The organism is Streptomyces sp. DSM 120436, assembly GCF_055778765.1.
Genome location: NZ_JBSKBS010000002.1, coordinates 493,373 through 515,781 on the forward strand (window position 1 = coordinate 493,373; position 22,409 = coordinate 515,781).

At 75.0% G+C, this 22,409-nt stretch carries 23 protein-coding genes and 1 pseudogene; 14 read left to right on the forward strand and 10 right to left on the reverse strand.

Features of this window, described 5'->3' with window-relative positions; translation table 11 throughout:
- Positions 1 to 66 precede the first annotated feature (66 nt).
- Complete coding sequence (locus ACWH4W_RS24085; RefSeq protein WP_473077941.1) at positions 67 to 516, reverse strand: DUF6098 family protein; 450 nt, start codon at positions 514 to 516, stop codon at positions 67 to 69.
- Between the two features lie 163 nt (positions 517 to 679).
- Here ACWH4W_RS24085 and ACWH4W_RS24090 point away from each other — a divergent pair, with 163 nt between their 5' ends.
- Positions 680 to 1,030: a DUF488 domain-containing protein gene (locus ACWH4W_RS24090; protein WP_473077942.1), complete on the forward strand. Its 351-nt coding sequence runs from the start codon at positions 680 to 682 to the stop codon at positions 1,028 to 1,030.
- 51 nt (positions 1,031 to 1,081) lie between these two features.
- Here the strand turns inward: ACWH4W_RS24090 and ACWH4W_RS24095 are convergent, their stop codons facing one another.
- On the reverse strand, positions 1,082 to 2,755 hold the full coding sequence (locus ACWH4W_RS24095) for an FAD-binding dehydrogenase (RefSeq protein ID WP_473077943.1): 1,674 nt from the start codon (positions 2,753 to 2,755) through the stop codon (positions 1,082 to 1,084).
- A 33-nt stretch (positions 2,756 to 2,788) separates the two neighbouring features.
- The gene (locus ACWH4W_RS24100; protein ID WP_473077944.1) at positions 2,789 to 3,394 is read right to left on the reverse strand and encodes a TetR/AcrR family transcriptional regulator; all 606 of its coding nucleotides are present in this window, start codon (positions 3,392 to 3,394) and stop codon (positions 2,789 to 2,791) included.
- A gap of 48 nt (positions 3,395 to 3,442) precedes the next feature.
- Here ACWH4W_RS24100 and ACWH4W_RS24105 point away from each other — a divergent pair.
- The 3 genes and pseudogenes from ACWH4W_RS24105 to ACWH4W_RS24115 all read left to right on the forward strand — a co-directional run.
- Positions 3,443 to 3,955 (forward strand): annotated as a pseudogene (locus ACWH4W_RS24105) (alpha-ketoglutarate-dependent dioxygenase AlkB); the annotation flags it as partial.
- Positions 3,956 to 4,024: 69 nt separating this feature from the next.
- Positions 4,025 to 4,780, forward strand: a complete 756-nt coding sequence (locus tag ACWH4W_RS24110) for an MBL fold metallo-hydrolase (RefSeq protein WP_473079250.1) — start codon at positions 4,025 to 4,027, stop codon at positions 4,778 to 4,780.
- Positions 4,781 to 4,821: 41 nt separating this feature from the next.
- Positions 4,822 to 6,093 (forward strand): DUF4032 domain-containing protein, encoded by a 1,272-nt coding sequence (locus ACWH4W_RS24115; protein WP_473077945.1) that lies wholly within the window; start codon positions 4,822 to 4,824, stop codon positions 6,091 to 6,093.
- Between the two features lie 22 nt (positions 6,094 to 6,115).
- Here the strand turns inward: ACWH4W_RS24115 and ACWH4W_RS24120 are convergent, their stop codons facing one another.
- Positions 6,116 to 6,988 (reverse strand): universal stress protein, encoded by an 873-nt coding sequence (locus ACWH4W_RS24120; RefSeq protein ID WP_473077946.1) that lies wholly within the window; start codon positions 6,986 to 6,988, stop codon positions 6,116 to 6,118.
- Between the two features lie 436 nt (positions 6,989 to 7,424).
- Between ACWH4W_RS24120 and ACWH4W_RS24125 the strand changes: the two genes are divergently transcribed.
- The 4 genes from ACWH4W_RS24125 to ACWH4W_RS24140 all read left to right on the forward strand — a co-directional run bounded on the left by ACWH4W_RS24125 (position 7,425) and on the right by ACWH4W_RS24140 (position 12,311).
- Positions 7,425 to 8,804: a CAP domain-containing protein gene (locus ACWH4W_RS24125; protein WP_473077947.1), complete on the forward strand. Its 1,380-nt coding sequence runs from the start codon at positions 7,425 to 7,427 to the stop codon at positions 8,802 to 8,804.
- 73 nt (positions 8,805 to 8,877) lie between these two features.
- Positions 8,878 to 9,555 carry an AIM24 family protein gene (locus ACWH4W_RS24130; RefSeq protein WP_473077948.1) on the forward strand — a complete coding sequence of 226 codons (678 nt, stop codon included), beginning with the start codon at positions 8,878 to 8,880 and terminating at the stop codon, positions 9,553 to 9,555.
- 81 nt (positions 9,556 to 9,636) lie between these two features.
- The gene (locus ACWH4W_RS24135; RefSeq protein WP_473077949.1) at positions 9,637 to 10,596 is read left to right on the forward strand and encodes a threonine/serine dehydratase family protein; all 960 of its coding nucleotides are present in this window, start codon (positions 9,637 to 9,639) and stop codon (positions 10,594 to 10,596) included.
- Between the two features lie 122 nt (positions 10,597 to 10,718).
- Positions 10,719 to 12,311, forward strand: a complete 1,593-nt coding sequence (locus ACWH4W_RS24140; protein ID WP_473077950.1) for a serine/threonine-protein kinase — start codon at positions 10,719 to 10,721, stop codon at positions 12,309 to 12,311.
- Between the two features lie 217 nt (positions 12,312 to 12,528).
- On the opposite strand, the gene ACWH4W_RS24145 is transcribed toward ACWH4W_RS24140, so the two are convergent.
- A complete protein-coding gene (locus ACWH4W_RS24145) occupies positions 12,529 to 13,971 on the reverse strand; it encodes a serine hydrolase domain-containing protein (protein ID WP_473077951.1) in 1,443 nt (480 codons plus the stop codon).
- 72 nt (positions 13,972 to 14,043) lie between these two features.
- Between ACWH4W_RS24145 and ACWH4W_RS24150 the strand changes: the two genes are divergently transcribed.
- Positions 14,044 to 15,036, forward strand: coding sequence for an LLM class F420-dependent oxidoreductase (locus ACWH4W_RS24150; protein WP_473077952.1), 993 nt, complete (start codon positions 14,044 to 14,046; stop codon positions 15,034 to 15,036).
- An 89-nt stretch (positions 15,037 to 15,125) separates the two neighbouring features.
- Entirely contained in the window at positions 15,126 to 15,551 is a 426-nt protein-coding gene (locus tag ACWH4W_RS24155) for an SsgA family sporulation/cell division regulator (protein WP_473077953.1), read from the forward strand.
- Between the two features lie 22 nt (positions 15,552 to 15,573).
- Here the strand turns inward: ACWH4W_RS24155 and ACWH4W_RS24160 are convergent, their stop codons facing one another.
- Positions 15,574 to 16,071, reverse strand: coding sequence for a DUF6328 family protein (locus tag ACWH4W_RS24160; RefSeq protein ID WP_290004859.1), 498 nt, complete (start codon positions 16,069 to 16,071; stop codon positions 15,574 to 15,576).
- Between the two features lie 129 nt (positions 16,072 to 16,200).
- On the opposite strand from ACWH4W_RS24160, the gene ACWH4W_RS24165 reads away from it, so the two are divergent.
- Positions 16,201 to 16,542: a hypothetical protein gene (locus ACWH4W_RS24165; protein ID WP_473077954.1), complete on the forward strand. Its 342-nt coding sequence runs from the start codon at positions 16,201 to 16,203 to the stop codon at positions 16,540 to 16,542.
- Positions 16,543 to 16,587: 45 nt separating this feature from the next.
- Here the strand turns inward: ACWH4W_RS24165 and ACWH4W_RS24170 are convergent, their stop codons facing one another.
- The 3 genes from ACWH4W_RS24170 to ACWH4W_RS24180 form a co-directional block, all read right to left on the reverse strand.
- Positions 16,588 to 17,571 carry an aldo/keto reductase gene (locus ACWH4W_RS24170; protein ID WP_473077955.1) on the reverse strand — a complete coding sequence of 328 codons (984 nt, stop codon included), beginning with the start codon at positions 17,569 to 17,571 and terminating at the stop codon, positions 16,588 to 16,590.
- A gap of 62 nt (positions 17,572 to 17,633) precedes the next feature.
- Positions 17,634 to 18,344, reverse strand: coding sequence for a ribonuclease H family protein (locus ACWH4W_RS24175; protein ID WP_473077956.1), 711 nt, complete (start codon positions 18,342 to 18,344; stop codon positions 17,634 to 17,636).
- Between the two features lie 377 nt (positions 18,345 to 18,721).
- Positions 18,722 to 19,210, reverse strand: a complete 489-nt coding sequence (locus ACWH4W_RS24180; RefSeq protein ID WP_473077957.1) for a VOC family protein — start codon at positions 19,208 to 19,210, stop codon at positions 18,722 to 18,724.
- A 234-nt stretch (positions 19,211 to 19,444) separates the two neighbouring features.
- Here ACWH4W_RS24180 and ACWH4W_RS24185 point away from each other — a divergent pair, with 234 nt between their 5' ends.
- Positions 19,445 to 20,098 (forward strand): ATP-dependent Clp protease proteolytic subunit, encoded by a 654-nt coding sequence (locus ACWH4W_RS24185; protein WP_473077958.1) that lies wholly within the window; start codon positions 19,445 to 19,447, stop codon positions 20,096 to 20,098.
- Positions 20,098 to 20,700, forward strand: a complete 603-nt coding sequence (locus ACWH4W_RS24190; RefSeq protein WP_473077959.1) for a ClpP family protease — start codon at positions 20,098 to 20,100, stop codon at positions 20,698 to 20,700. The genes ACWH4W_RS24185 and ACWH4W_RS24190 overlap by 1 nt, the downstream gene beginning before the upstream one ends.
- A 31-nt stretch (positions 20,701 to 20,731) precedes the next feature.
- Here ACWH4W_RS24190 and ACWH4W_RS24195 read toward each other — a convergent pair whose 3' ends face one another.
- On the reverse strand, positions 20,732 to 21,136 hold the full coding sequence (locus tag ACWH4W_RS24195) for a helix-turn-helix domain-containing protein (RefSeq protein ID WP_473077960.1): 405 nt from the start codon (positions 21,134 to 21,136) through the stop codon (positions 20,732 to 20,734).
- Between the two features lie 313 nt (positions 21,137 to 21,449).
- On the opposite strand from ACWH4W_RS24195, the gene ACWH4W_RS24200 reads away from it, so the two are divergent.
- Positions 21,450 to 22,337: a SigB/SigF/SigG family RNA polymerase sigma factor gene (locus ACWH4W_RS24200; protein WP_473077961.1), complete on the forward strand. Its 888-nt coding sequence runs from the start codon at positions 21,450 to 21,452 to the stop codon at positions 22,335 to 22,337.
- Positions 22,338 to 22,409: the final 72 nt, after the last annotated feature.

The following is a 22,409-nucleotide window of genomic DNA, read 5'->3' on the forward strand; positions in this document are numbered from 1 at the left end:
GGCGGACGGTGCGGTGCGACGGCGAGGGCGTGATCCGCGCGGGCCCCGGGCGAGCGCGTCCGGCGGTCAGCGGTCGGCACGGCGCAGTGGCCCCCAGGGATGCTCCTGGCGGGCCACTTCCGTGTGCGCCTCCTCGATGACGCCGTCGGCGATCCAGCACAGCGGGCGCACATCGGTGACCAGCGGCTCGTTGTCCGGGCCGCGGCCGGTCTCGCGCCCCTTGAGCACCCAGGGCCGGATGCCGGCGCCCTTCTCCCGCGGCAGGTGCTCGTAGTCGTACAGCCGGCGCGCCACCCAGAGGGCCGGCGAGCGGCCTCGCCACCACTCCTCCACGTCGAGCGGGTTCGCGGACAGGCCGGGCATGGCCACGCCGGTGAGGTCGTCGATGCTGGACACCGCGTGCAGGTCGATCGCCGGTCCCCGGGACCAGCGGACGTACAGCCCCCGGTCGCGCTCCACCAGTGCGGTGAGCTCGGCGAGCGTGCCGACGACCGGCAGGTCGTCCGTGGTCTCCATCCGTCACCTCCCGGCCGTCACGTCCCAGGCGGACGGAGTACCCGGGCCGCGCCAAAACGATGCAGGCGTCCCGTCCGCTTCCGCCGTCGTGCCCGGTCCCGTGCGCCGCAGTAGGCTCGCGGCGACTTTGGCGGAAGGGGACCGGCAGCGGAAGGGGACCGGCATGAGCGTGCGCGTGCGCCGCGCCTACGAACCGCCCGAGCCCGGCGACGGGGTGCGGGTCCTCGTCGACCGGCTGTGGCCGCGCGGCCTGGCGAAGGAGGCGGCCCGGGTCGACGAGTGGCCGAAGGGGCTGACCCCCTCCACGGAGCTGCGCCGCTGGTACCACGCGGACGAGGGCGCCTTCGAGGAGTTCCGCGAGCGCTACGAGGCGGAGCTGGCCGCGCCGGAGGCGGCGGAGCTGCTGGAGCGGGTGCGGGAGCTGGCCGGGAAGGGGACGGTGACCCTGCTGACCGCGTCGAAGCAGCCGGAGCGCAGCCACGCGGCGGTGCTGGCGCGGCTGCTGACGGACTGAGCCGGCCCGGCCCGCGGGCCGGGCCGGCTCCTGTCACGCCCGCCACGCCCGCTACGCCGTCTGTGCGGCCGCCGCCCGCCCTGCCGCGCGCCCCGAGAAGAGGCAGCCGCCGAGGAAGGTGCCCTCCAGGGCGTTGTACCCGTGGACGCCTCCGCCGCCGAAGCCCGCGACCTCGCCGGCCGCGTACAGCCCGTCGACCGGGCTGCCGTCGGCGCCCAGCGCGCGGGAGTCCAGGTCGGTCTGGATGCCGCCGAGCGTCTTGCGGGTGAGGATGTGCAGCTTCACGGCGATCAGCGGTCCGGCCGCCGGGTCGAGGACGCGGTGCGGGGTGGCGACCCGGCCGAGGCGGTCGCCGATGTAGCGGCGGGCGTTGCGGATGCCCTGCACCTGGGCGTCCTTGCCGTAGGCGTTGGCGAGCTGCAGGTCGCGCGCCTCGATCTGGCGCCGGACGAGGGCCGCGTCGAGCAGGGGCTCGTCGGTGAGGGCGTTCATCCTGTCGACGAGTTCCTCGACGGTGGCGGCGGTGACGAAGTCCGCGCCCTTGCGCAGGAAGGCGTCCACCGGGGCGGGGGCGCCCTTGCCGAGGACGCGTTCGCGGAGGAACCCGGCGCGGTCCTTGGCGGTGATGTCCGGGTTCTGCTCGGAGCCGGAGAGCGCGAACTCCTTCTCGATGATCTTCCGGGTGAGGACGAACCAGGAATGGTCGTACGGGGCGATGTCCTCGGTGGTGCGCAGGTGCCTGAGCGTGCCGAGGGTGTCGTAGCCGGGCAGGCAGGGCTCGGGGAGCCGGCGGCCGAGGGCGTCGAACCACAGGGAGGACGGGCCGGGCAGGATGCGGATGCCGTGTCCCGGCCAGATCGGGTCCCAGTTCCGGATGCCCTCGGTGTAGTGCCACATGCGGTCGCGGTTGACCAGGCGTACGCCCGCGCGGGCACTGATGTCGAGCATCCGCCCGTCCACGTAGGCGGGGACGCCGGTGACCATCTCGCGCGGCGGGGTGCCCAGCCGCTCGGGCCAGTACCGCCGGACGACGTCGTGGTCGGCGCCGATGCCGCCGCTGGTGACGATCACGGCCTGGGCGGTGAGCTCGAACGCGCCGATCGCCTCGCGGCTGGAGGCCACGCCGCGCGGCGCGTCGTCCTCGGCCAGCACGGTGCCGCGCACCCCGCGCGCGGCGCCGTTCTCCAGGACCAGCTCGTCGACGCGGTGGCGGTGGTAGAAGGTCAGCAGTCCGTCGCGCGCGGCCTCACGGGCGTACCGCGCGAAGGGGGCGACGACGCCGGTGCCGGTGCCCCAGGCGATGTGGAAGCGGGGCACGGAGTTGCCGTGGCCGCCGGCGCGCAGGTCGCCGCGCTCGGCCCAGCCGACGGTGGGCAGGAAGGTGATGCCGTGACCGTCCAGCCAGGACCGCTTCTCCCCCGACGCCCACGCGACGTAGGCGTGCGCCCAGCGCCGCGCCCAGGAGTCCTCGTCGTCGAGCCGGTCGAAGGCGGCGCTGCCCTGCCAGTCGTTCCAGGCCAGCTCGAAGGAGTCCTTGACGCCGAGGCGGCGCTGCTCCGGCGACCCCACCAGGAACAGCCCGCCGAACGACCAGTAGGCCTGGCCGCCGAGGTTGGCGGCGTTCTCCTGGTCGACCAGGGCGACCCTGCGGCCCCTGCCGGTGAGTTCGTGGGCCGCGACGAGGCCCGCGAGGCCCGCTCCGACGACGATGACGTCGGCATCCATGGCGACCGTCCCTTCCTTGTCCGTCCGGAGACTTCATCCGGTGAGCAGCGCGGTGAGCAGGTGTTTCAGCCAGGTCCGGGCGCGTTCGACGTCCCGGTCCAGCAGCAGTCGGGCGGTGACGCCGTCGTAGGCGGCGATCACGGCGTGTGCGGCGCCCTCGGCGTCGCCGAGCACGGCGGGCAGTTCGGTGTGGCCGCGGGCCCGCTCCAGCCGGTCGGCGACGGCCCGCCGCAGCCGCGCCCGGTGGTCCAGCAGCGTGTCCGCCACGCGGGGGTCGCGGGCGGCGTGCACCAGGAAGTCGGTCTTCACCAGCAGCCAGTCGCGGTCCAGCAGCAGCACCTCGGAGACCCGGTCCACGGCGGCGGCCACGTCGAGGTCGGGTCCGTCCGAGGCGAGGGCGCCGGAGACCTGCTCGGCGATCAGGTCGGCGCGCTGGGCGTAGAGCGCGAAGAACAGCTCGTCGAGGCCGGCGAAGTTGGAGTAGAAGGCGCCGCGGGTGTAGCCGGCGGCCTCGCAGACCTCCTCGATGGAGACGTGGCCGAAGCCCTTGGCGGCGAAGACGGTGAAGGCGGCGTCCAGCAGATGGGCGCGGGTGCGCTGCCGGCGCCTGGTGACGCGCCCGGTGCCGGTGTCCGCCATGCCGCCCCCGCTCCCGCCGTCCGATACGGGAACGTATCCGATACAGCGGTGTATCGGACAGCCCCCGGAGCGGGGCGATCGCCGGACCCGCGTCCCGGTGCCCCGGGGCTCGCTCTTGGGCCACCCGGCCGCCGAGGCCCCCTGGAATCCGCCGCCGAGCGGCGCCGGACGGACGACCAGGTCGTGTCCGTGCCCCGGCTGCCGGCGTATCACGGCATCGGCGCCCCGCTCCCCCACCCGGTCCTCACCGGGGCCCGCGACGCCCTGAGCGCCCCCTGCGCCGAGGAGCCGGGCGAGCCGTTCGCCACGGCCGGGCCGTGCCCCTGCCGCGACGGCCGGGACGGCGTCGCCCGGCACGGCGACCGGATCGGCCGGGGCACCCGCGAGGACACCCTGGTCGCCGTCCTGCCCGTGGGCGCGCCCCGCGACCCGCCGCTGCGGCCCGTCGGCGGCGACGGGACCGTGCGCCGCCCGCTGGGCCACGGCGCCCCGGTCGTGAGGGGCGGGCCGTGCCGGCGCGCCCGGGAGCACCGCGCGCCCGGGAGCACCGCGTGCCGGGGAGCACCACCGCCCCCGGTCTGCTTTCCTGTGCGCGTGCGACCGGCAGGGGACGACACACTCGAGGTGGGCATGAAGGCGACGGTGCGGCAGGTGGCGGACGGCACCTATCTGGTGCGCGGCACGAACACGAACTGGGTGATCCTCACCGAGGGGGACGCCGTCACCCTGATCGACACCGGCTACCCCGGCGACCGCGAGGGGCTGCTCGGCTCGCTCGCGGAGGTGGGCGCCGCGCCGGAGGCGGTGGCGGCCGTGCTGATCACCCACGCGCACAACGACCACCTGGGCTCCGCCGAGTTCCTCAGCGCCGCGTACGGCACCCCGGTCCACACCCACGCGGAGGAAGTGCCGCACGCCCGGCGGGACTTCCTGCACCAGGTGACCGTGGCACAAGTCCTGCGCAACGGCTGGCGTCCCGGTGTGCTGCCGTGGGCCGCGCACGCCCTGCGCGCCGGCGGCACGGCGAACGTGGCGGTCACCTCGCCCCGCCCGTTCCCGGGCCCCGGCGACGGGCGGCCGCTCGACCTGCCGGGCCGGCCCGTCCCCGTGCACACCCCCGGCCACACCGCCGGGCACTGCGCCTTCCACCTCCCGCGCGTCGGGGCGGTGGTGTCCGGCGACGCCCTGGTCAGCGGGCACCCCGTCTCCCGCGTCGAGGGCCCGCAGATGCTGACGGACATGTTCCACCGGGAGCGCGCCGCCGCCGTGCGGTCGCTGGACGTGCTGGCCGGGCTGGACGGCGACCTGCTGCTGCCCGGCCACGGCCCGCTCCACCGGGGGCCGGTGCGGGACGCCGCCCTGCTGGCCCGCGAGCGCGCGCAATAGGCTGGAGCGACGATCAGCCGCGAGACGAGGACACCGCCGCCATGGCACTGCAGATCAACGCCACCAACCCGGAGCACCCCGCGCTCCTGTTGGAACTGCCGTGGCACCTGCCGCTGGAGGAGTGGCCCGAGGAGTACCTGGTGCCGCTGCCGCGCGGCATCTCCCGGCACGTGGTGCGCTACGCCCGCGCCGGCGACGAGGTGATCGCGGTGAAGGAACTCGCCCGGCGTCCCGCGCTGCGCGAGTACGAACTGCTGCGCGACCTGGACCGGCTCGGCATACCGGCGGTGGACCCGCTCGCCGTGGTGACGGGCCGCACCGACCCGGACGGGGAGCCGCTGGAGAGCGTGCTGGTCACCCGGCACCTCGGCGGCTCCATGCCGTACCGGTCGATGTTCGAGACGACGCTGCGGCCGGCCACCATGCACCGGCTGATGGACGCGCTCGCCGCGCTGCTGGTGCGGCTGCACCTGGCCGGTTTCGCCTGGGGCGACTGCTCGCTGTCCAACACCCTGTTCCGGCGCGACGCGGGCGCCTTCGCCGCCTACCTGGTGGACGCCGAGACCGGCGACCTGCACCCCGAACTGACGCGCGGCCAGCGGGAGTACGACCTGGACCTGGCGCGGGTCAACATCAGCGGCGAGCTGCTGGACCTCGAGGCCTCCGGCGCGCTGCACCCCTCCGTCGACCCGATCGACTTCGGCACCGAGATCTGCGGGCGCTACCAGGACCTGTGGAAGGAGCTGACCCGCACCTCGGTCTACCCGGCCGGCAAGCACCACTACATCGAGCGGCGCATCCGGCGGCTGAACGCACTCGGCTTCGACGTGGCCGAGATGCAGATCGAGCACGCCTCCAACGGCGACACGGTGACGTTCGTGCCGAAGGTCGTGGACGCCGGGCACCACCAGCGTCAGCTGCTGCGGCTGACCGGTCTGGACGCCGAGGAGAACCAGGCCAGGCGGCTGCTGAACGACCTGGAGAGCTGGATGGCCACCCAGGACGACTACGCCCCGGGCGACCCTTCCCCGAGCTCTCGGCTCCGCTCGGGCGGGGGGGACCCCCATGGCGCCCGTCCGGAGGTGCTCGCCCACCGCTGGGTGCGCGAGGTGTTCCGGCCCACCGTGCGGTCCGTGCCGCCCGAGCTGCGCGGGCAGATGGACCCCGCGCAGATCTACCACGAGCTGCTGGAGCACCGCTGGTACCTGTCCGAGCGGGCCCAGCACGACATCGGTCTGGAGACCGCCGTCGAGGACTACATCCGCACGGTGCTGCCGAAGCGGCGGGAGCCGCTGCGGGCCGCGGAGGAGTGAACCGGGCCCGCACCCGGCCGGGTCAGGCGGGCGGGACGACCGCCACCGGGCAGTCCGCGTGGTGCAGCACGCCTCCCGCCACGGAGCCGATCCGGGCGCCCACGGCGGAGCGGCGGGCGCGGCGGCCGACGACCATGAGCTGGGCCCCGCCCGACACCGACAGCAGCACCTGCCCGGCGCTGCCCAGCTCCACGTGCTCCACGACGCGCACGTCCGGGTAGCGCTCCCGCCACGGCGCGAGGGCGGCCGCCAGGTTCTTCCGCTCGAAGGGCTCCAGACCGCCGGCCTCGTCGAGGAGCTGGAGGGAGGCGGGGCTGTAGGAGAACACCGGCGGCAGGTTCCAGGCGCGTACGGCCCGCAGGGTGGCGCCGCGCCGGGCCGCGGTCTCGAAGGCGAAGCCGAGCGCGGCGGCGCTGTCCTGCGGGTCGCCCTCCTGCCCGACCACGATCTCGTGCCCGGCCACCTCGTCGGAGGCCTTGTCGCGGGCCCGGACGAACACCACCGGGCACCCGGCGTCGACGATCACCTGCTGGCCCACCGAGCCCACCAGGAAGCCCATGATCCGTCCGTGCCCGCGCGAGCCCAGGACCAGCATCTCGGCGCCGGCCGCCGCGGCGGTCAGGGTCTCCACGGCGTCGCCCTCCAGCACGTCCGTGGTGACGTCCAGGCCGCTGTGGTGGTCGCGGACGGCGCGCACCGCCTCCTCGGCCGCCTCCCGCGCCCACCGTTCCTGGGCGGCCCGGTCCCCGGTGTCCACCGCGTCGTGCGACTGGAACCGCCAGGCGTGCACCACTCTGAGCGGCAGTCCCCGGCGGACCGCCTCCCTGGCCGCCCAGGCCAGCGCGGCGAGGCTCTCCTCGGTGCCGTCGATCCCTGCCGTGATCGGGCGCGTCATGCCGTTCCTCCCGGTGTCGTGTTCCTGCGCGGTCCAGTCTTCCCTACGGGACCGCCGCCCCCGCACCGCGGTCACCTCGTACGACGCCCCGCGATCCCGCCTTCCCGCGCGGGGCCCGCGCACGCCCGCGCGGGTAGGCGGCGACCGCGGCCACGACGGGCACGGGCCGGTGCGGAGGCCGCGGCACGGGCCCGGAGCGCCGCGCCGGGGATCCGGTCACGCCGTGGGGGACGCAGGGCGCACCCCGTCGGGGCCGCCCGGAGCGTCGTCAGGACCTGGGCCACGACCGGATGTCTCCCGCGCCGCGGACCGGGCCCGCACCGCCGAGCCCCCGCCGGGGCCGCGCGCCCGCGCGGCGCCGGGAACTCCGGGGCCCTGGCCGTCGTTGTCCGGACACCCCCCACACCGGTCGGACGACGACGAACAGGGCGGTGTCATGAGCGAGTTGGTCCCCGGCGGCAACATCCCGCTCCCGAGCGGTGCGGTGACCGTCCGGGTGCCCGGGCCGTTCGACGTGTCCGCGCTGATCACGGACGACGGCCGGAAGGTGGCCGGGGACGCGGACTTCGTCTTCTACAACCAGCCGTCCGCGCCGGGCGCGCGGCTCGGCGGCGACGCGCTCGTCGTCGACCCGGCGGCGCTGCGCGCGGGCGCCACCCGGATCACGGTCGCCGTCAGTCCCGAGGAGCCCGGCACCCCGCTGAGCGCCCTGCCGGTCCCCGTGCTGGAGGTCACCGGCCCCGGCGGGCGCGCCCTGGCCCGCTTCCGTCCGGCGCGTCCCGACCGGGAGACGGTGCTGCTGCTCGCGGAGGTCTACCGGCGCGGCGACGGCTGGAAGCTGCGCGCCCTCGGGCAGGGGTACGCGGACGGACTGGCCGGTCTCGCGCGGGACTTCGGCGTCGACGTGGAGGACGACGAGGGCGCCGTGTCCACCCGTACCGCCCCGGTCGTCACCGGCAGGGCGCCGGTGAGCCCCGGCACGGCGGCACGGCCCGTCCCGCGGACGCACCCGGCCGTCCCGCCCCGCCCGGCGGCCCCGCCGTCCGCCGGGGACGACTTCCTGGCCCTGGTCAACTCCGCGCGGCAGGCCGCCGGTTCCCCGCCGGTGACGCACGACGGACGGCTGGCCGCGGCGGCCCGGGAGCACGCCCGGTCGATGGCGCGCGGCGGGCGTCTCGGCGTCGAGGGCCCGGACGGCGTGTCGGTGCACCAGCGCGTCGTCTCCGCCGGGTACCCGTACCTCACCGTCGGCGAGCACCTGGTCTCCGGGCCGCTGTCCGTCGACCGGTTCGTCGGCCACTGCCTGCGCCACGAGGCGGCCCGCCGCACGGTGTGCGACCCGGCGTTCACCCATGCCGCCGTGGCCTCCTGCGAGGGCGACGGGGACACGTACTGGACGGCGCTGTGGGCGCGTCCGCTCACCCCGGAGGGCCTGGACCGCACGGTGGCGGAGGTCGTCGGCCTCACCAACCGCGAGCGCGCGCGGGCCGGACTGCCCCCGCTGTCCTGCGACCCGCTGCTGACCACGGCCGCGCAGGCGCACAGCGCCGACATGGTGGCGCGTGACTTCTACGCGCACACCGCGCCGGACGGCGGCAAGCCCTGGGACCGGGCCGCCGCCGCGGGGTCCCGGTGCCGGACCGTCGGCGAGAACATCGCGTGCGGGCAGCGGTCGGCCGCCGAGGTGGTGCGCGGCTGGATGAACAGTCCGGGCCACCGGGCGAACATCCTCAAGCCGGAGTTCACCCGCATCGGCGTCGGCTTCGCGGGCGGCGGCCGGGCGGGCACGTACTGGACGCAGCTCTTCGGCGGCTGACCGTGCGGCCCGTCCCCGTGCCGTACGGGCACGTTTCTGGCGGTGGCGACGGAGGCCGGGCGAGGATGGCCCCATGAAGGGTGATCTGTTTTCCAGTGAGCACACGGTGCGGCCGGCCGCGGCCCCGGGCATGGCGGTGGAGAACGCCAAATGCCTGCGCTACACCGTCGACGGCGAGATGCTCGCCCGCCAGGGCGCGATGGTCGCCTACCGCGGCGACCTCCAGTTCGAGCGCAAGGGCCAGGGCGTGGGCGGGATGCTCAAGCGCGCGGTGACCGGTGAGGGACTGCCGCTGATGGCGGTGCGCGGACGGGGCGAGGCCTGGTTCGCGCACGAGGCGCAGAGCTGTTTCGTCGTGGAGGTGGAGCCCGGCGACGAGTTCACCGTCAACGGCCGCAACGTGCTGTGCTTCGACGCCACGCTGTCCTACCGCATCTCCACCGTGAAGGGCGCCGGCATCACCGGCGGCGGCCTGTTCAACAGCGTCTTCACCGGGCACGGCCGGCTGGGCCTGGTCTGCGAGGGCAGCCCGCTGGTGATCCCGGTGACCCCGCAGAGCCCGGTGTACGTGGACACCGACGCGATCGTCGGCTGGACGGCGGGCCTGTCCACCTCGCTGCACCGCTCGCAGTCGCTGGGCTCGATGCTGCGCGGCGGCTCGGGCGAGGCCGTGCAGCTGGTGCTCCAGGGGCAGGGGCACGTCGTGGTCCGTCCCAGCGAGGCGCCGCCGCACAAGGCGCAGCAGCGCTGAACCTCGTTGACCCCGGCCGCCCGCCGGGCGAGGCTGGGGCACGGCGCGGATCACGCCCCCCGCGCCGGAAAGGTGACAGTCGTGATCGAGATCGCCGACATCGACACCGCGGCCGAGCGGATCGCCGGGCACGTGGTGCGCACCCCGACCGTGCCGAGCCCCGGACTGTCGGCACTGCTCGGCGTGCCGGTGACGGCCAAGCTGGAACTGCTGCAGCGCACCGGGTCGTTCAAGGTGCGCGGCGCGGCGGCGAAGCTGCTGGCGCTGAGCGAGGCCGAGCGGGCCGCCGGGGTGGTCGCGGTGAGCGGCGGCAACCACGGCATCGCGCTGGCGGTGACGGCCGCCGCGCTCGACGTGAAGGCGACCGTGGTGATGCCGCGTTCGGCGCCCGTGCGGGCCGTGGAGATCGCGCGGGCGTCGGGCGCCACGGTACGGGTGACGGACGACATGGACGGGGCGTTCGCCCTCACCGCCGAGCTGCGGCAGGAGGGGCTGACCCTGGTCCACCCCTTCGACGACCCGGTGGTGATCGCCGGTCAGGGCACCGTGGGTCTGGAGTTCGCCGAGGACGCCGGTGAGCTGACCGACGTGCTGGTCAGCATCGGCGGTGGCGGCCTGATCTCCGGGGTCGCGGCGGCCCTGCGCGCCCGGCGGCCCGGGGTGCGGGTGTGGGGCGTGGAGACCGAGGGGGCGCAGGCGATGTCCGAGGCGCTGGCGGCGGGCGGCCCGGTGCCGGTCGCGCTCACGTCGATCGTCTCCACCCTCAGCGCGCCGGCCGTGTCGCGGCTGACGTACGACCATGTCGCGGAGCTGGTCACCGAAGTGCTGGTGGTGCCGGACCGGGAGGCGGTGCGGGGCTCGCTGGACCTGGCGGACCACGCCAAGGTGTGGGCGGAACCGGCCGCGGGCTGTCTGCTCCCGGCCGCCCGCCGGGTCCTGGAACGGGTCGGCGGGGACGCCCGCCTGGGGCTGGTGGTGTGCGGCGGCAACGCCACCACCGCCGACATGGCGGCGTGGGCGGACCACTTCTCCCTGCGCTGAGACCGGCGGCGCAGGGCGGCGTGCGGCGCCGTACGAAGGGCGTCGCGCCCGGCGTTGAACACACCGGCCCCCTCCCCGCGTATCAGGGGGGACGGAAGTCAGCGGTTCGACGAGGGATCACCATGGGCTGGGCGCACGCCTCCACCGGCCGGCCGGTCGCCGGCCGCTACCGGCTGGTCGAGATCACGCACCGCGAGACCAACCGGGTCAGCTGGTACGCCGACGACCTGCGGACGGGACGGCCGTGCCTGGCCACCCGGGTCGAACTGCCCGCGCGGGCCGCGGAGGGCGTCCGCCGCGCGCCCTCCCGTGTCCTGCGGGCCACCGAGAACGTGGCCCGGCTCTGCCCGGACCGGATCGCCGGCGTCGTCGACGCGGTCGTCGAGGGCGGCTGCCTGTGGACGGTCACCGCCTGGATCGACGGCGCCCCGCTGGACGAGGTCCTCCTCCAGCGGGGCACGTTCGCGCCCGCGCGGGCGGCGCGCATCGCCCTGGACCTGCTCGACGTGCTGGACGCGGCGCACGCGGAGGCCGTCACCCACGGCGAGCTGAGCCCCGGACAGCTCTACCTGCGCGAGACAGGCCCGGTGGTCGTCGCCGGCTTCGGGGTGGCCGGCACCACGTCGGCGCCCCGGCTCACCGCCCCCTCGTACGCGGCGCCGGAACAGGCGCGGAACGAGCGGGTCGGCCCGGCCGCCGACCTGTGGGCGCTGGGGGCGGTCCTTCACACGATGCTGGAGGGACGTCCGCCGTTCCGGGACCGGGGCAGGGCCGCGGCCACCCTGCGCGGGGTGGACCGGCTGCCGCTGCGCCCGCCGGTGCGGTGCGGGCCGCTCACCGGGGTCGTCACGGGACTGCTGCGCAAGGAGCCCCGGGAGCGCCCGAGCCGCCAGGCGGTCCGGGACGCGCTCACCCGGGTGCTGCGCGACGCCCCCGACGCGGGTCCGGCGCCGCAGGGGACGTACGGGCCGGCGCGGCGGGGGCGGAGGCGGAAGGGCGTGCTCGTCGGCGCGTCGCTCGTGGTGGTCACGGTGACGGCGGCCGTAGTCGCGGCCACGACGGGGCTGCCCGGCGACGACCGCGCCGACGGCGGCGCTAAGGCGTCGGCCTCCTCGACGGCCGGAGGGACCGGGGCGGCCGGAGGGGCCGGGGCCGGGGAGGCGCCGAGCGCCCCGCCGTCGTCCGGACCCGCCTCGCCGGACCCGTCCGGCACGGCCCCGCGGCCCCCGGCCGGCCCCGGCGCCCTGCCCGCCGGGTACCGCGCCTACCGGGCGCCGGAGGGCTTCTCCGTCGCCCTGCCGAAGGGCTGGGAGCGGCAGCGGACCTCGCGTGCCACCCGGCTGTCGTACCGCGTCACGTTCGGCTCCGAGGGCGATCCGCGCACCCTGGCCGTCACCTACAGTGAGCGCGTGGGGCCGGACCCGGTCGCCGTGTGGCGGGACACGGTGGAGCCGGGGCTCGAACGCACCGGCGCCTACCGGCGGATCGGCGCCGTCCGGGCGACCACGTACCAGGGCCGCGAGGCCGCCGACATGCAGTGGACCACCACGTACGGCGGCACCCGGGTGCGCACCTTCGGCCGCGGCTTCCTGCTGGGCGGCGGCCGGGGCTTCTCGCTGCGCTGGACCGCCCCGGCCGCCGACTGGACGGGCACCGGCAACCAGGAGGCGCTGCGCACGGCCCTGCGGACCTTCCGTCCCGGTGCGGGCGGTTAGGGCCTGTCCGGCGGAACATGCCGGAGAGGCGGGGCCTGGCACGCCCGTCTGCGGCGTTGCCGTCGCTCGCCGACGCCTCCGCTCTCGGCTGCGCTCGAGCGGGGGAGCCCCATCGTGTCGGCTCCCTCCTCCGCCTTGCGGCTGGACGCACCAGACCCCGCTCACCCGGGTCGCACAGCGCCGCCGCTCTTCCCCGACTTGATCCGCCGGGCAGGCCCTAGCCGCGCGGGGCGCGCAGCGCGCGCAGGGGCCAGGGGATCAGCGGGGTGGTGAGCCAGTGCGCGCGGAAGGCGCGGCCGGCGAGGGAGCAGGTGACGCGCAGCCGGTGCGGGGTCTCCAGGAAGGCGATGTCCGTCGTGAGGGTGTCCGCGCCGGTCCAGCCGCCGGTGACGGCCACCGGCACCGCGCCCTCGGTGACGGTCCAGTCCGCGCCGGTCCAGCGGGCGGCCAGCCGGTGGCCGTCCTCGTCGAGGGTCAGCGTCCAGCCGCCGTCCTCGTCCGCCGTGAGCCCGGCGGCGGTCAGCTTCGGCTGCTCGGCGCAGAGCCCGCCCTCCGGGGCGAACACGGCCCCCGACCAGTCGCCGGTCCGCCCGGCCGGGGCGGGCGCGCCGTCCGTCGCCGGCAGGGCGAGGCGCTCCGTGCGCTCGCGCAGGGCCGCGTCCTCGGCGTCCCGCCCGGTCAGCGGTGCGGGGCCGAACGCGGGCAGCAGGTGCTGCCACACCAGCTCGAGGTAGCGCTGCATCTGCTCGGTGGCCGACGTGGCGGCGATCACCGCGTCGTGCTCGGGCAGCACCAGGCAGAACTGGCCGTAGGCGCCGTCGCCGCGGAAGCCGTGCCTGCTCCGCCAGAACTGGTAGCCGTACCCCTGGTCCCAGTCGGACCGGTCGCCTGCGCCCATGGCCCCGGCGGTGGCGATGTGGGCGCGTGTCGCGCGCTCGGCCCAGCCCTCGGGCAGCAGCCGCTCGCCCTGCCAGACACCGTCGTTCAGGTACAGCAGACCGAGCCGGGCTATCGCGTCGGTGGTGGTGTGCAGACCGGCGAAGCCGATGTCGCGTCCGGCGCGGTCCCGGGACCACAGCGTCTCGCCGATGCCCAGCGGGTCGAACAGCCGGGGCCGCAGATAGTCGACCAGGGTCTGTCCGGTGACCCGCTGCACGATCGCGCCGAGGGTGTAGGTGCAGGGCTGGTTGTAGGTGAACAGGGTGCCCGGGTCGTGCTGCGGCGGCTGGAGCAGGAAACCTCGCACCGGTTCGGCCGGGTCGGCGCCGAACGCCTCGTCGACGGTCTCGTGGTCGTGCCCGCTGGCCATGGACGCCACGTGGCGCACCAGCATCGACCGGCTGCGCGGGTCGGTGATGTCGGCGTCGATCTCCGGGAAGTACGACAGCACGGGGGCGTCGAGGTCGATCAGCCCCTCCGCCTCGGCGAGCCCGGCGGCGGTCGAGGTGAAGCTCTTGCTGAGCGAGTACAGCAGGTGGGGGCGCGCGGGGGTGTAGGGCGCCCACCAGCCGGAGGCCACGACCCGGCCGTGGCGCACGATCATCAGTCCGTGCGGCTCGATGTCCGGGTCGGCCTCGAGGGCGTCGAGGAAGGCGTGGACGCCGGACGCGTCGACGCCCTGGGTCGCGGGGGCGGCGGTCGGAAGGGGACGCTGGGTCATGGGGGCATCCTGCCCGGGCCGCCGACGGGTGATCCACCGTTTCCGTCGGTCGCCGCGGGGGACCCGGACATCATGGTGCGAATCGGGTACACGATGATGACCGAGCAGGCCGGGCCGCGTGAGCTCGTCGAGCACGTGGTGCGCGCCGAGGAGGCGGGCTTCGACTTCTCGGTGACCTCGGACCACTACTTCCCGTGGCTGGCCGAGCAGGGGCATGCGCCGTACGCGTGGAGCGTGCTGGGCGCGGCCGCGCAGGCCACCTCGCGGATCCCGCTGATGACGTACGTGACGTGTCCGACGATGCGCTACCACCCGGCGGTGGTGGCGCAGAAGGCGGCGACGATGCAGCTGCTGTCGGGCGGCCGGTTCCGGCTGGGGCTGGGGTCCGGCGAGAACCTCAACGAGCACGTGGTGGGCGGTGGCTGGCCGCCGGTGGACGTGCGCCACCAGATGCTCGAGGAGGCGGTGGAGATCATCCGCGCGCTGTTCGAGGGCGGTCACGTGAACCACCGGGGCGAGCACTTCGACGTGGAGTCGGCCCGGCTGTGGGACCTGCCGGACCAGCCGCCGCCGATCGGGATCGCGGTCTCCGGGAAACGCTCGTGCGCCCTCGCGGGGCGCCTGGCGGACCTGGTGATCGCCACCGAGCCGAAGCCGGAGCTGCTGGAGGCGTTCGACCGGCACGGCGGTGAGGGCAAGCCGCGGGTGGGCCAGCTGCCGGTGAGCTACGACCCGGACCGGGACACGGCGGTGGAGCGGGCGCACGCCCAGTTCCGCTGGTTCGGCAACGGCTGGAAGGTGAACTCCGAACTGCCGCACCCGGACTCCTTCGCGTCGGCGACCCAGTTCGTGCGGCCCGACGACGTCGCCGCGTCCATCCCGTGCGGCAGCGACCCGGAGGACTTCGTGGAGGCGGTACGCCCGTACGCGGAGGCCGGGTTCACCGAGATCGCCCTGGTGCAGATCGGCGGCGAGTCGCAGCCGGCGTATCTGGACTGGTCGGAGAAGACGCTGCTGCCGGCGCTCCGGGAGGCCTTCGGCCGGCCGGCCGCCCCCGGCCGGTGACGGATTCACCCGGAGAGCTGAGCATCTCGCGGAGATCCGGGGTACTAGAGGGCTCTACGCCGCTCGTCGCTACGTCCCGGAGGCGCCTCGTGAACTCGTTCGTGCACAAGACCCTGGTGGTGGAGCTCCAGGCGGGCGACACGGAACGCTTTCCCGTCCTCGCCCACCTCAGCTACGACCCGTCGGACCCGTTCGCCATGACCGTCGTCTTCACCCTCGACGGCCGGGTGCTGGCGCGCTGGCAGCTGGACCGGGAGATGGTCGCCGAGGGGCTGGCCCGCCCGGTCGGCATCGGCGACGTGCGGCTGCGTCCGGAGGCCCGCGGGGTGGGGCGGGAGCTGCGCATGGAGTTCCTGGGCGAGGCGCGCGCCGACGGCGGCCGGCACCACGCGGTGGTGTTCGCCTGGGCGGAGGCCGTCGGGGAGTTCCTGGCCGAGACCCACCGGGTGGTGCCGCCGGGCTGCGAGGAGGTCAGCGTGGACGACTTCCTCGCGGACGTCTTCGCCGGGAGCTGAACGGGGACCCGCTCCGCGCGGGTCAGCGTGTGGTGTGGCGGTGGCGGGCCCACATCGGCAGCGCGAACCAGCACAGCAGGTACCAGCACACCACCCCGGCCACCAGGTACGGCACGAAGTCGTCGTGGGTGGCCACCCGCAGGATGAGCAGCAGCGAGGAGCTGGTGGTGACCAGCAGCAGCGCGAGTCCCAGCAGGGTGAGCCGTGAAGCCCACTGCACCGCCTTGGGCTTGATGCGCCGTCCGCTGACGAGCCGGTGCAGCGACACCGGTCCGATCAGCGCCCCGGTCGCGCAGGCGCCCATCACCACCGTGACGATGTAGATGGTCTTGTCGGTGCCGGACAGGTCCTCGTAGGTCGGGGTGAACACGACCGTCAGAAGGAAGCCGAACAGGATCTGCACGCCCATCTGTGCGACGCGGACCTCCTGGATGAGCTCGGTCCACATCCGGTCCGCTCTCTCGTCCTCGGTCTCGTTCCGCCCCCGGCGTCTGGTCTCGCCCCGCTCCGCGTCCGGCACGGTGCCTCCTTCGGTCGTCTCCTCCTCCGGTTTCCCCGAAAAGGGACCCTCCTCCCCCCGCCGGTTTGGCGGGCGCGGGGCGCGGTTACACGGTCGGCGACACGACCAGGCCGGAGGAAAGTGGGACACATGTCGGACACCCAGCTCACCGTGACACTCAGCGGCGGGGACGCCGACGACGCCCGGGCGGTCGTCGGGGCTCTGGAGGGCGCCTTCGGGCCGCCGCAGGAGCGGCCCTCGGACACGGACGCCACCGTCCGCATCGCGACGTTCGGCGGTGAGGGTCAGGGCACGGGCGCGGGGCGGACGGACACGCGGCCCCTGTCGGAGCCGGTGACCGTCACCGTGCAGGGCACCCCGGAGGCGGTGCTCCGGGCGAGCGACGCGCTGTCGCGGTCCTTCACGACCCGCGACCAGGGCGCCGCCTCCGGCGACCAGGAGCAGGAACGGCAGCTCCTCCTCGAGTCCTGAGCCGCCGTTCCCGCGCTTCCCCCCTCCGGCGAGGCTCGCGCTCCGCTACCAGCGGCCCTCCACCTGTTCCCGGATCCGCCGGTCGTACAGGTCGGCGATCGCGGCGAGGGTGGCGTCGGACAGCTCCGGCAGCCGGGCGGCGGCCGCGTTGGCGCGGGCCTGCTCGGGCGAGCGGGCGCCCGGGATGACGGTGGTGACGCCGGGCTGCTGGACGATCCAGCGCAGCGCGAGCTGGGCCGGGGTGTACCCCTCGGGGGCCAGCGCGGCGAACTCGGCGGCGGCCTCGACGCCGGTCGCGTAGTCCACGCCGGAGAAGGTCTCGCCCTGGTCGAAGGCCTCGCCGTGCCGGTTGAAGGTGCGGTGGTCGTTCTCCGCGAAGACGGTGTCCTTGGTGTACTTGCCGGACAGCAGGCCCGAGGCGAGCGGGACGCGGGCGATGATGCCGACGCCGGCCTCGCGTGCGGCCGGGAGCACCTCGCGCAGCGGCTTCATGCGGAACGGGTTGAGGATGATCTGCACGCTGGCCACGTGGGGGCGCGCGAGGGCGGTCAGCGCCTCGGCGCAGGTCTCCACGCTGACGCCGTAGGCGGCGATGCGCTCCTCCTCGACGAGGGTGTCGAGGGCGTCGAAGACCTCGTCGGTGGAGTAGACGGGGGTGGGCGGGCAGTGCAGCTGCACCAGGTCGATGCGGTCGACGCCCAGGTTGCGCCGGGAGCGGTCGTTCCAGGCGCGGAAGTTGTCCAGGACGTAGTTCTCCGGGATCTGGTCGACGCGGCGGCCCATCTTGGTGGCGACCAGCACGTGCAGGTCCGGTCGTCCGCTGAGGAACGACGCGATGGTCTGCTCGCTGCGTCCGTCGCCGTAGACGTCGGCGGTGTCGAAGAAGGTGACGCCCGCCTCGGCGGCGGCCTCCAGGACCGCGAGGGCGTCCTTGTCGTCGACGTCGCCCCAGTCGGCGCCGAGCTGCCATGTGCCGAGGCCGATCACCGAGGCGTGCTGTCCCGACCTGTCGAAAGTGCGCTCTTCCATGGCGGTCAGTGTGTCATCCGTCCCGGGCGGGCGACCGGCGGCTCCCCCCTGCGGGCGGCGGCTCAGGCGCCGACGGCCGTCCGGCACTCGGGATGGCCCCAGCCCTTGCCGTTCTTGGCGATGGGCTCGCCGGCCGCGTACGACCGTCCGCACGGGCAGCGGCCGGGGAACTTGGCCTTGATGGTGCGCGCCGAGGAGCCGCCGGACCGGCGGGCGGGCCCGGCCCCGCCCGAGGAGCGGCGGGGGGAGGCGCCGGCGGCCGGGCGCGGGGCGGACGGCGGCGGCTCGGGTGAGCCCTGCGCGCTGCCCGCGTCCTGCTGGGCGGAGGCCGCCTGACTGGCGGCCCGGTCGGCGAAGTCGTTGAGCCGGTCGCCGTCGACCTGGTGGGCGGGCACGTGGCGGAACTCGACGGAGCGGTCCTGGAGCAGGCCGTCGATGCGGACGACGAGTTCCTGGTTGGCGACGGGCTTCCCGGCGGCGGTGCGCCAGCCGTTGCGCTTCCAGCCGGGCAGCCAGGTGGTGACGGCCTTCATGGCGTACTGCGAGTCCATCCGCACCTCGAGCGGCACGGTGGGGTCGGTGGCCGCGAGCAGCCGCTCCAGGGCGGTGAGTTCGGCGACGTTGTTGGTGGCGGTGCCGAGGGCGCCGGCCTCCCAGCGGTCCGGTGTCCCGGAGTCGTCGGCGACCACCCAGGCCCAGCCGGCGGGCCCGGGGTTTCCCTTCGAGGCCCCGTCGCACGCGGCCACCACACGTTCACCCATGCGCCCGATCATGCCATGGCCGGGCGGGTGACCCGGTTCCGCTCCGTCGAGGGCGGCGGTCCTCGGCCTCTCCCCGTCGTGGCGGTGAGGCCGCTGACCGGGAAGTGCGCGCCCGGCGGGTCGCCGGCCGCCGCGAACCGCCCGAACGGCGCCTCCATGGGCTCGAAGCGCGGCACCCCGCCGGGGTCGCGGGCGGAGACACGTCGTGCCGTGGCCGGCCGCCCGCACGGGCTCCGTGAGCGGTGCGCCGCCGTGGTCGCGGATGCGGTCAGCGGTGGCGGAGCCGTTCCGGGCGGCGACGTGGCGGCACCGCCGGGAGGCGCCCCCGGGGACGCGGCGGGGTGGGCGGAGGGGCAGGGCGCCGAGCGCGGTCCGGTGCCCTGCCGTCCTCACGCCTCGCCCGCGTACGCCTTCTCCAGCTCCGCGAGGTCCAGCTTGCCCATCGTCATCATGGCCCGGAAGGCGCGGTCGGCCTTCTCCCGGTCCGGGTCGCCGGTCATCTCCGTCAGCCGCTTGGCGTTGACCTGCCAGGAGACGCCGAAGCGGTCCTTGAGCCAGCCGCACGGGCCGTGCTCGCCGCCGCCCTCGACCAGCTTCTCCCAGTAGTGGTCGATCTCCGCCTGGTCGTCGCAGTCGAGCTGGAAGGAGATCGCCTCGGTGAAGCGGAACTCCGGCCCGCCGTTCAGGGCGACGAACTTCTGCCCGTTGGCCGTGAACTCCACGGTGAGGACGGAGCCGTCCTCACCGCCGGGGGTGGCCCCGGTGTTCCGGACGACCTCGCCGAGCTCGGAGTCGCCGAAGACGGAGACGTAGAACCGCGCGGCCTCCTCGGCCCGGCCGTCGAACCAGAGGCAGGTGGTGAATCCGCCGGTGTCCATGAGTACCTCCCGGGTTCGGTCCCCGCGTGGATACGCGGTCACCGGTGCAGACCCTCCGCGCCGGCGGAACTCATCGGTGGGCGCGCACCTCGGCCGCCGCGGACCGCCCGGATCCGCTCTGCCCTGGGCGGATCTGCCGCGGGCAGAGATTCCCCCGGCGGCGGGCGCGGCGGGCCGACAGTGGACGCACGCGGCCGTCCGGCCGTGTTCCGACGAGCCATCACGGGAGCGTCCATGTCACCCCTCACCGCCGGCCCGCGGCCGGCCCCTCCCCGGGCGGAGGACGGCGACACCGCGCCGAGCCGCTTCGACGACCATCTCGCCGCCCAGCTGCTCGCCCAGCGGATCGTGCTGCTCGGCACGCAGGTCGACGAGGTGTCCGCGAACCGGGTCTGCGCGCAGTTGCTGCTCCTGTCCGCCGAGGACCCGCGCACCGACATCAGCCTGTACGTCAACAGCCCCGGCGGCTCGGTCCACGCGGGGCTGGCCATCTACGACACGATGCGGCTGATCCCCAACGACGTCTCCACCCTGGCCATGGGCTTCGCGGCCAGCATGGGGCAGTTCCTGCTCTGCGTCGGCGCACCCGGCAAGCGCTACGCCCTGCCGAACGCGCGCATCATGATGCACCAGCCCTCGGGCGGCCTCGGCGGGACCGCCGCCGACATCGAGATCCAGGCGGAGAACCTGGAGTTCACCAAGCGGACCGTCGAGCGGATCACCGCCGAGCACACCGGCCAGACCCCGGAGACCATCTCCCGGGACGGCGACCGGGACCGCTGGTTCACGGCCGAACAGGCCCGTGCGTACGGAATGGTCGACCGGGTGCTGGACTCGCTGGACGACGTCCGCCCGGCGGCCTCACGCCCCAGGATGGGACTGCGGTGATGGGGACGTACACGATTCCGAACGTCGTCGAGCGCACCGCGCGCGGCGAGCGGTCCTACGACGTGTTCAGCAGGCTGCTGGCCGAGCGGATCGTCTTCCTGGGCACGGAGATCGACGACGGCGTCGCCAACGTGGTCGTCGCGCAGCTGCTGCACCTGGAGTCGGAGGCACCGGAGAGCGAGATCGCGATCTACCTCAACTCCCCCGGCGGCTCGTACACCTCGCTCATGGCGATCTACGACACCATGACGTTCGTACGGGCCCCGGTCTCCACGTTCTGCGTGGGGCAGGCGGCGTCCACGGCGGCCGTGCTGCTGGCCGGCGGGGACCCGGGGCGGCGGTTCGTGCTGGAGCACGCGCGGGTGCTGCTCGGCCAGCCCGCCGTCGGCGGGATGCGGGGGACGGCGTCCGACCTGGCGCTGCGCGCGAGGGAGATCACGCGGATCCGCGCGCAGGTCGAGGAGGTGCTGGCCCGGCACACGCATCACGACGTGGCGACCTTGCGGGCGGACATGGACCGGGACAAGGTGTTCACCGCGCGGGAGGCCGTCGCGTACGGCCTGGCCGACGAGGTGCTGACCCGGCGGCCGGCCCTCGTCTGAGCGGCCGCCGGGGCCGTGCGGCGCCTCCCGCTCAGGCGGCCAGGCAGAGCCCGTCGCGCGCGGAGCCGTTCCGCACGGAGCGGGTGCGGACGGCGGACCGGCGCGCCGTGACCCGGACCAGTTCCGCGTGCGTACGGGCGAGCAGGTCGCCGAGGCCCAGGCCGAGCGCCCCGGCGGCGGCCGCGAGGACCTCCGAGGAGGCCTCCTTGCGGCCGCGCTCCACCTCCGACAGGTACGGCATGGAGATCCGGGCCGCCTCGGCGACGTCCTTGAGGGTCCGCTCCTGGGCCCGCCGCTCGGTGCGCAGCACGTCGCCGACGAGGTGCCGCCACAGCGGCTCCCTGGGCGCGGCGGGCGGGGGGCCCGGCGGGCCGGAGGCGTCCGGGCCGGGGCGCGGGGGGAGGCCGCGGGCATCGTTCGGCGCGTGATCGGTCACGTCCTCAGCCTAGGAATCCCGCTCCCGCGGGCAAGGGAGCGGGATTCCGCCCTGAGTGAAGCGCGTCCGGCGCGGTGACGTCCCGCCGAACGGGGGCCGAAAAGCGGAGGCCGTTCCTCCACCCCGGTGGTGCCGTGCCGCACCGGCCGCCGTACCATCGGACGACAGGCGTGACGGCCGGTGCGCACCGCGTCTCCCCGAGCGGCCCGGTGCTTTCCGGTCACGCAGAAGATCGACAGGCATAGGTGCCCGGAACCGGGGTACTCGGGAGTCCCGGTCTCGTGGCAGCCATGACGTTCGTGGGGAGTGGGCAATGAGGACCGCCGTGATCCGGTCGCAGGAGCGGACCGTGGACGGGCACATCGGCGCCGGCACCGAGGGCGAGGACCTTCGCGACCCCGGTGACCCGCGCGCCGTCGCGCCCCGCGACGCACGCGCGCTCTCCCGGCAGTTCTTCCGGCGGCTGGAGGAGCTGGAGGAAGGCACCCACGAGTACCAGTACGCGCGCAACACGCTCATCGAGATGAACATGTCCCTCGTGCGCTTCGCGGCCGGGCGGTTCCGCGGCCGCGGCGACGACATGGACGACATCGTGCAGACCGGCATGATCGGCCTGATCAAGGCCATCGACCGGTTCGAGCTGTCCCGCGAGGTCGAGTTCACCTCCTTCGCGCTGCCGTACATCGTGGGCGAGATCAAGCGCTTCTTCCGTGACACCACCTGGGCCGTGCACGTGCCGCGGCGGCTGCAGGAGCTGCGCGTGGAGCTGGCGAAGGCCCGCGAGGAGCTGTCGAGCCGGCTGGACCGCGAGCCCACCGTCGCCGAGCTGGCGACCCTGATGAACATCACCGAGCAGCAGGTCGTCGAGGGGCAGATCGCCGCCAACGGCTACAACTCCTCCTCCCTGGACGCCGCGCTCACGGGCGACGGCCCGGAGAACGGCGAGGCCGTCCTCGCCGACTTCATCGGCGTCGAGGAGGAGCGGCTGGCCCTGGTGGAGGACTTCCACGCGCTGGCCCCGCTGATGGCGGAGCTGAGCGACCGCGACCGCGAGATCCTGCACATGCGGTTCGTCGAGGAGGCCACGCAGGCGGAGATCGGCGAGCGGCTGGGCTGCTCGCAGATGCACGTGTCGCGTCTGATCAAGCGGATCATCGCCCGGCTGCGGACCGGCATGCTCGGCGAGCTGGGCTGCGCCTGACGCCTCCGCGGCGCACCGAAGGCGCCCCTGACGGTCCTGAGCGGGTCCAGGGGCGCTGCTGCGGAGAACGAG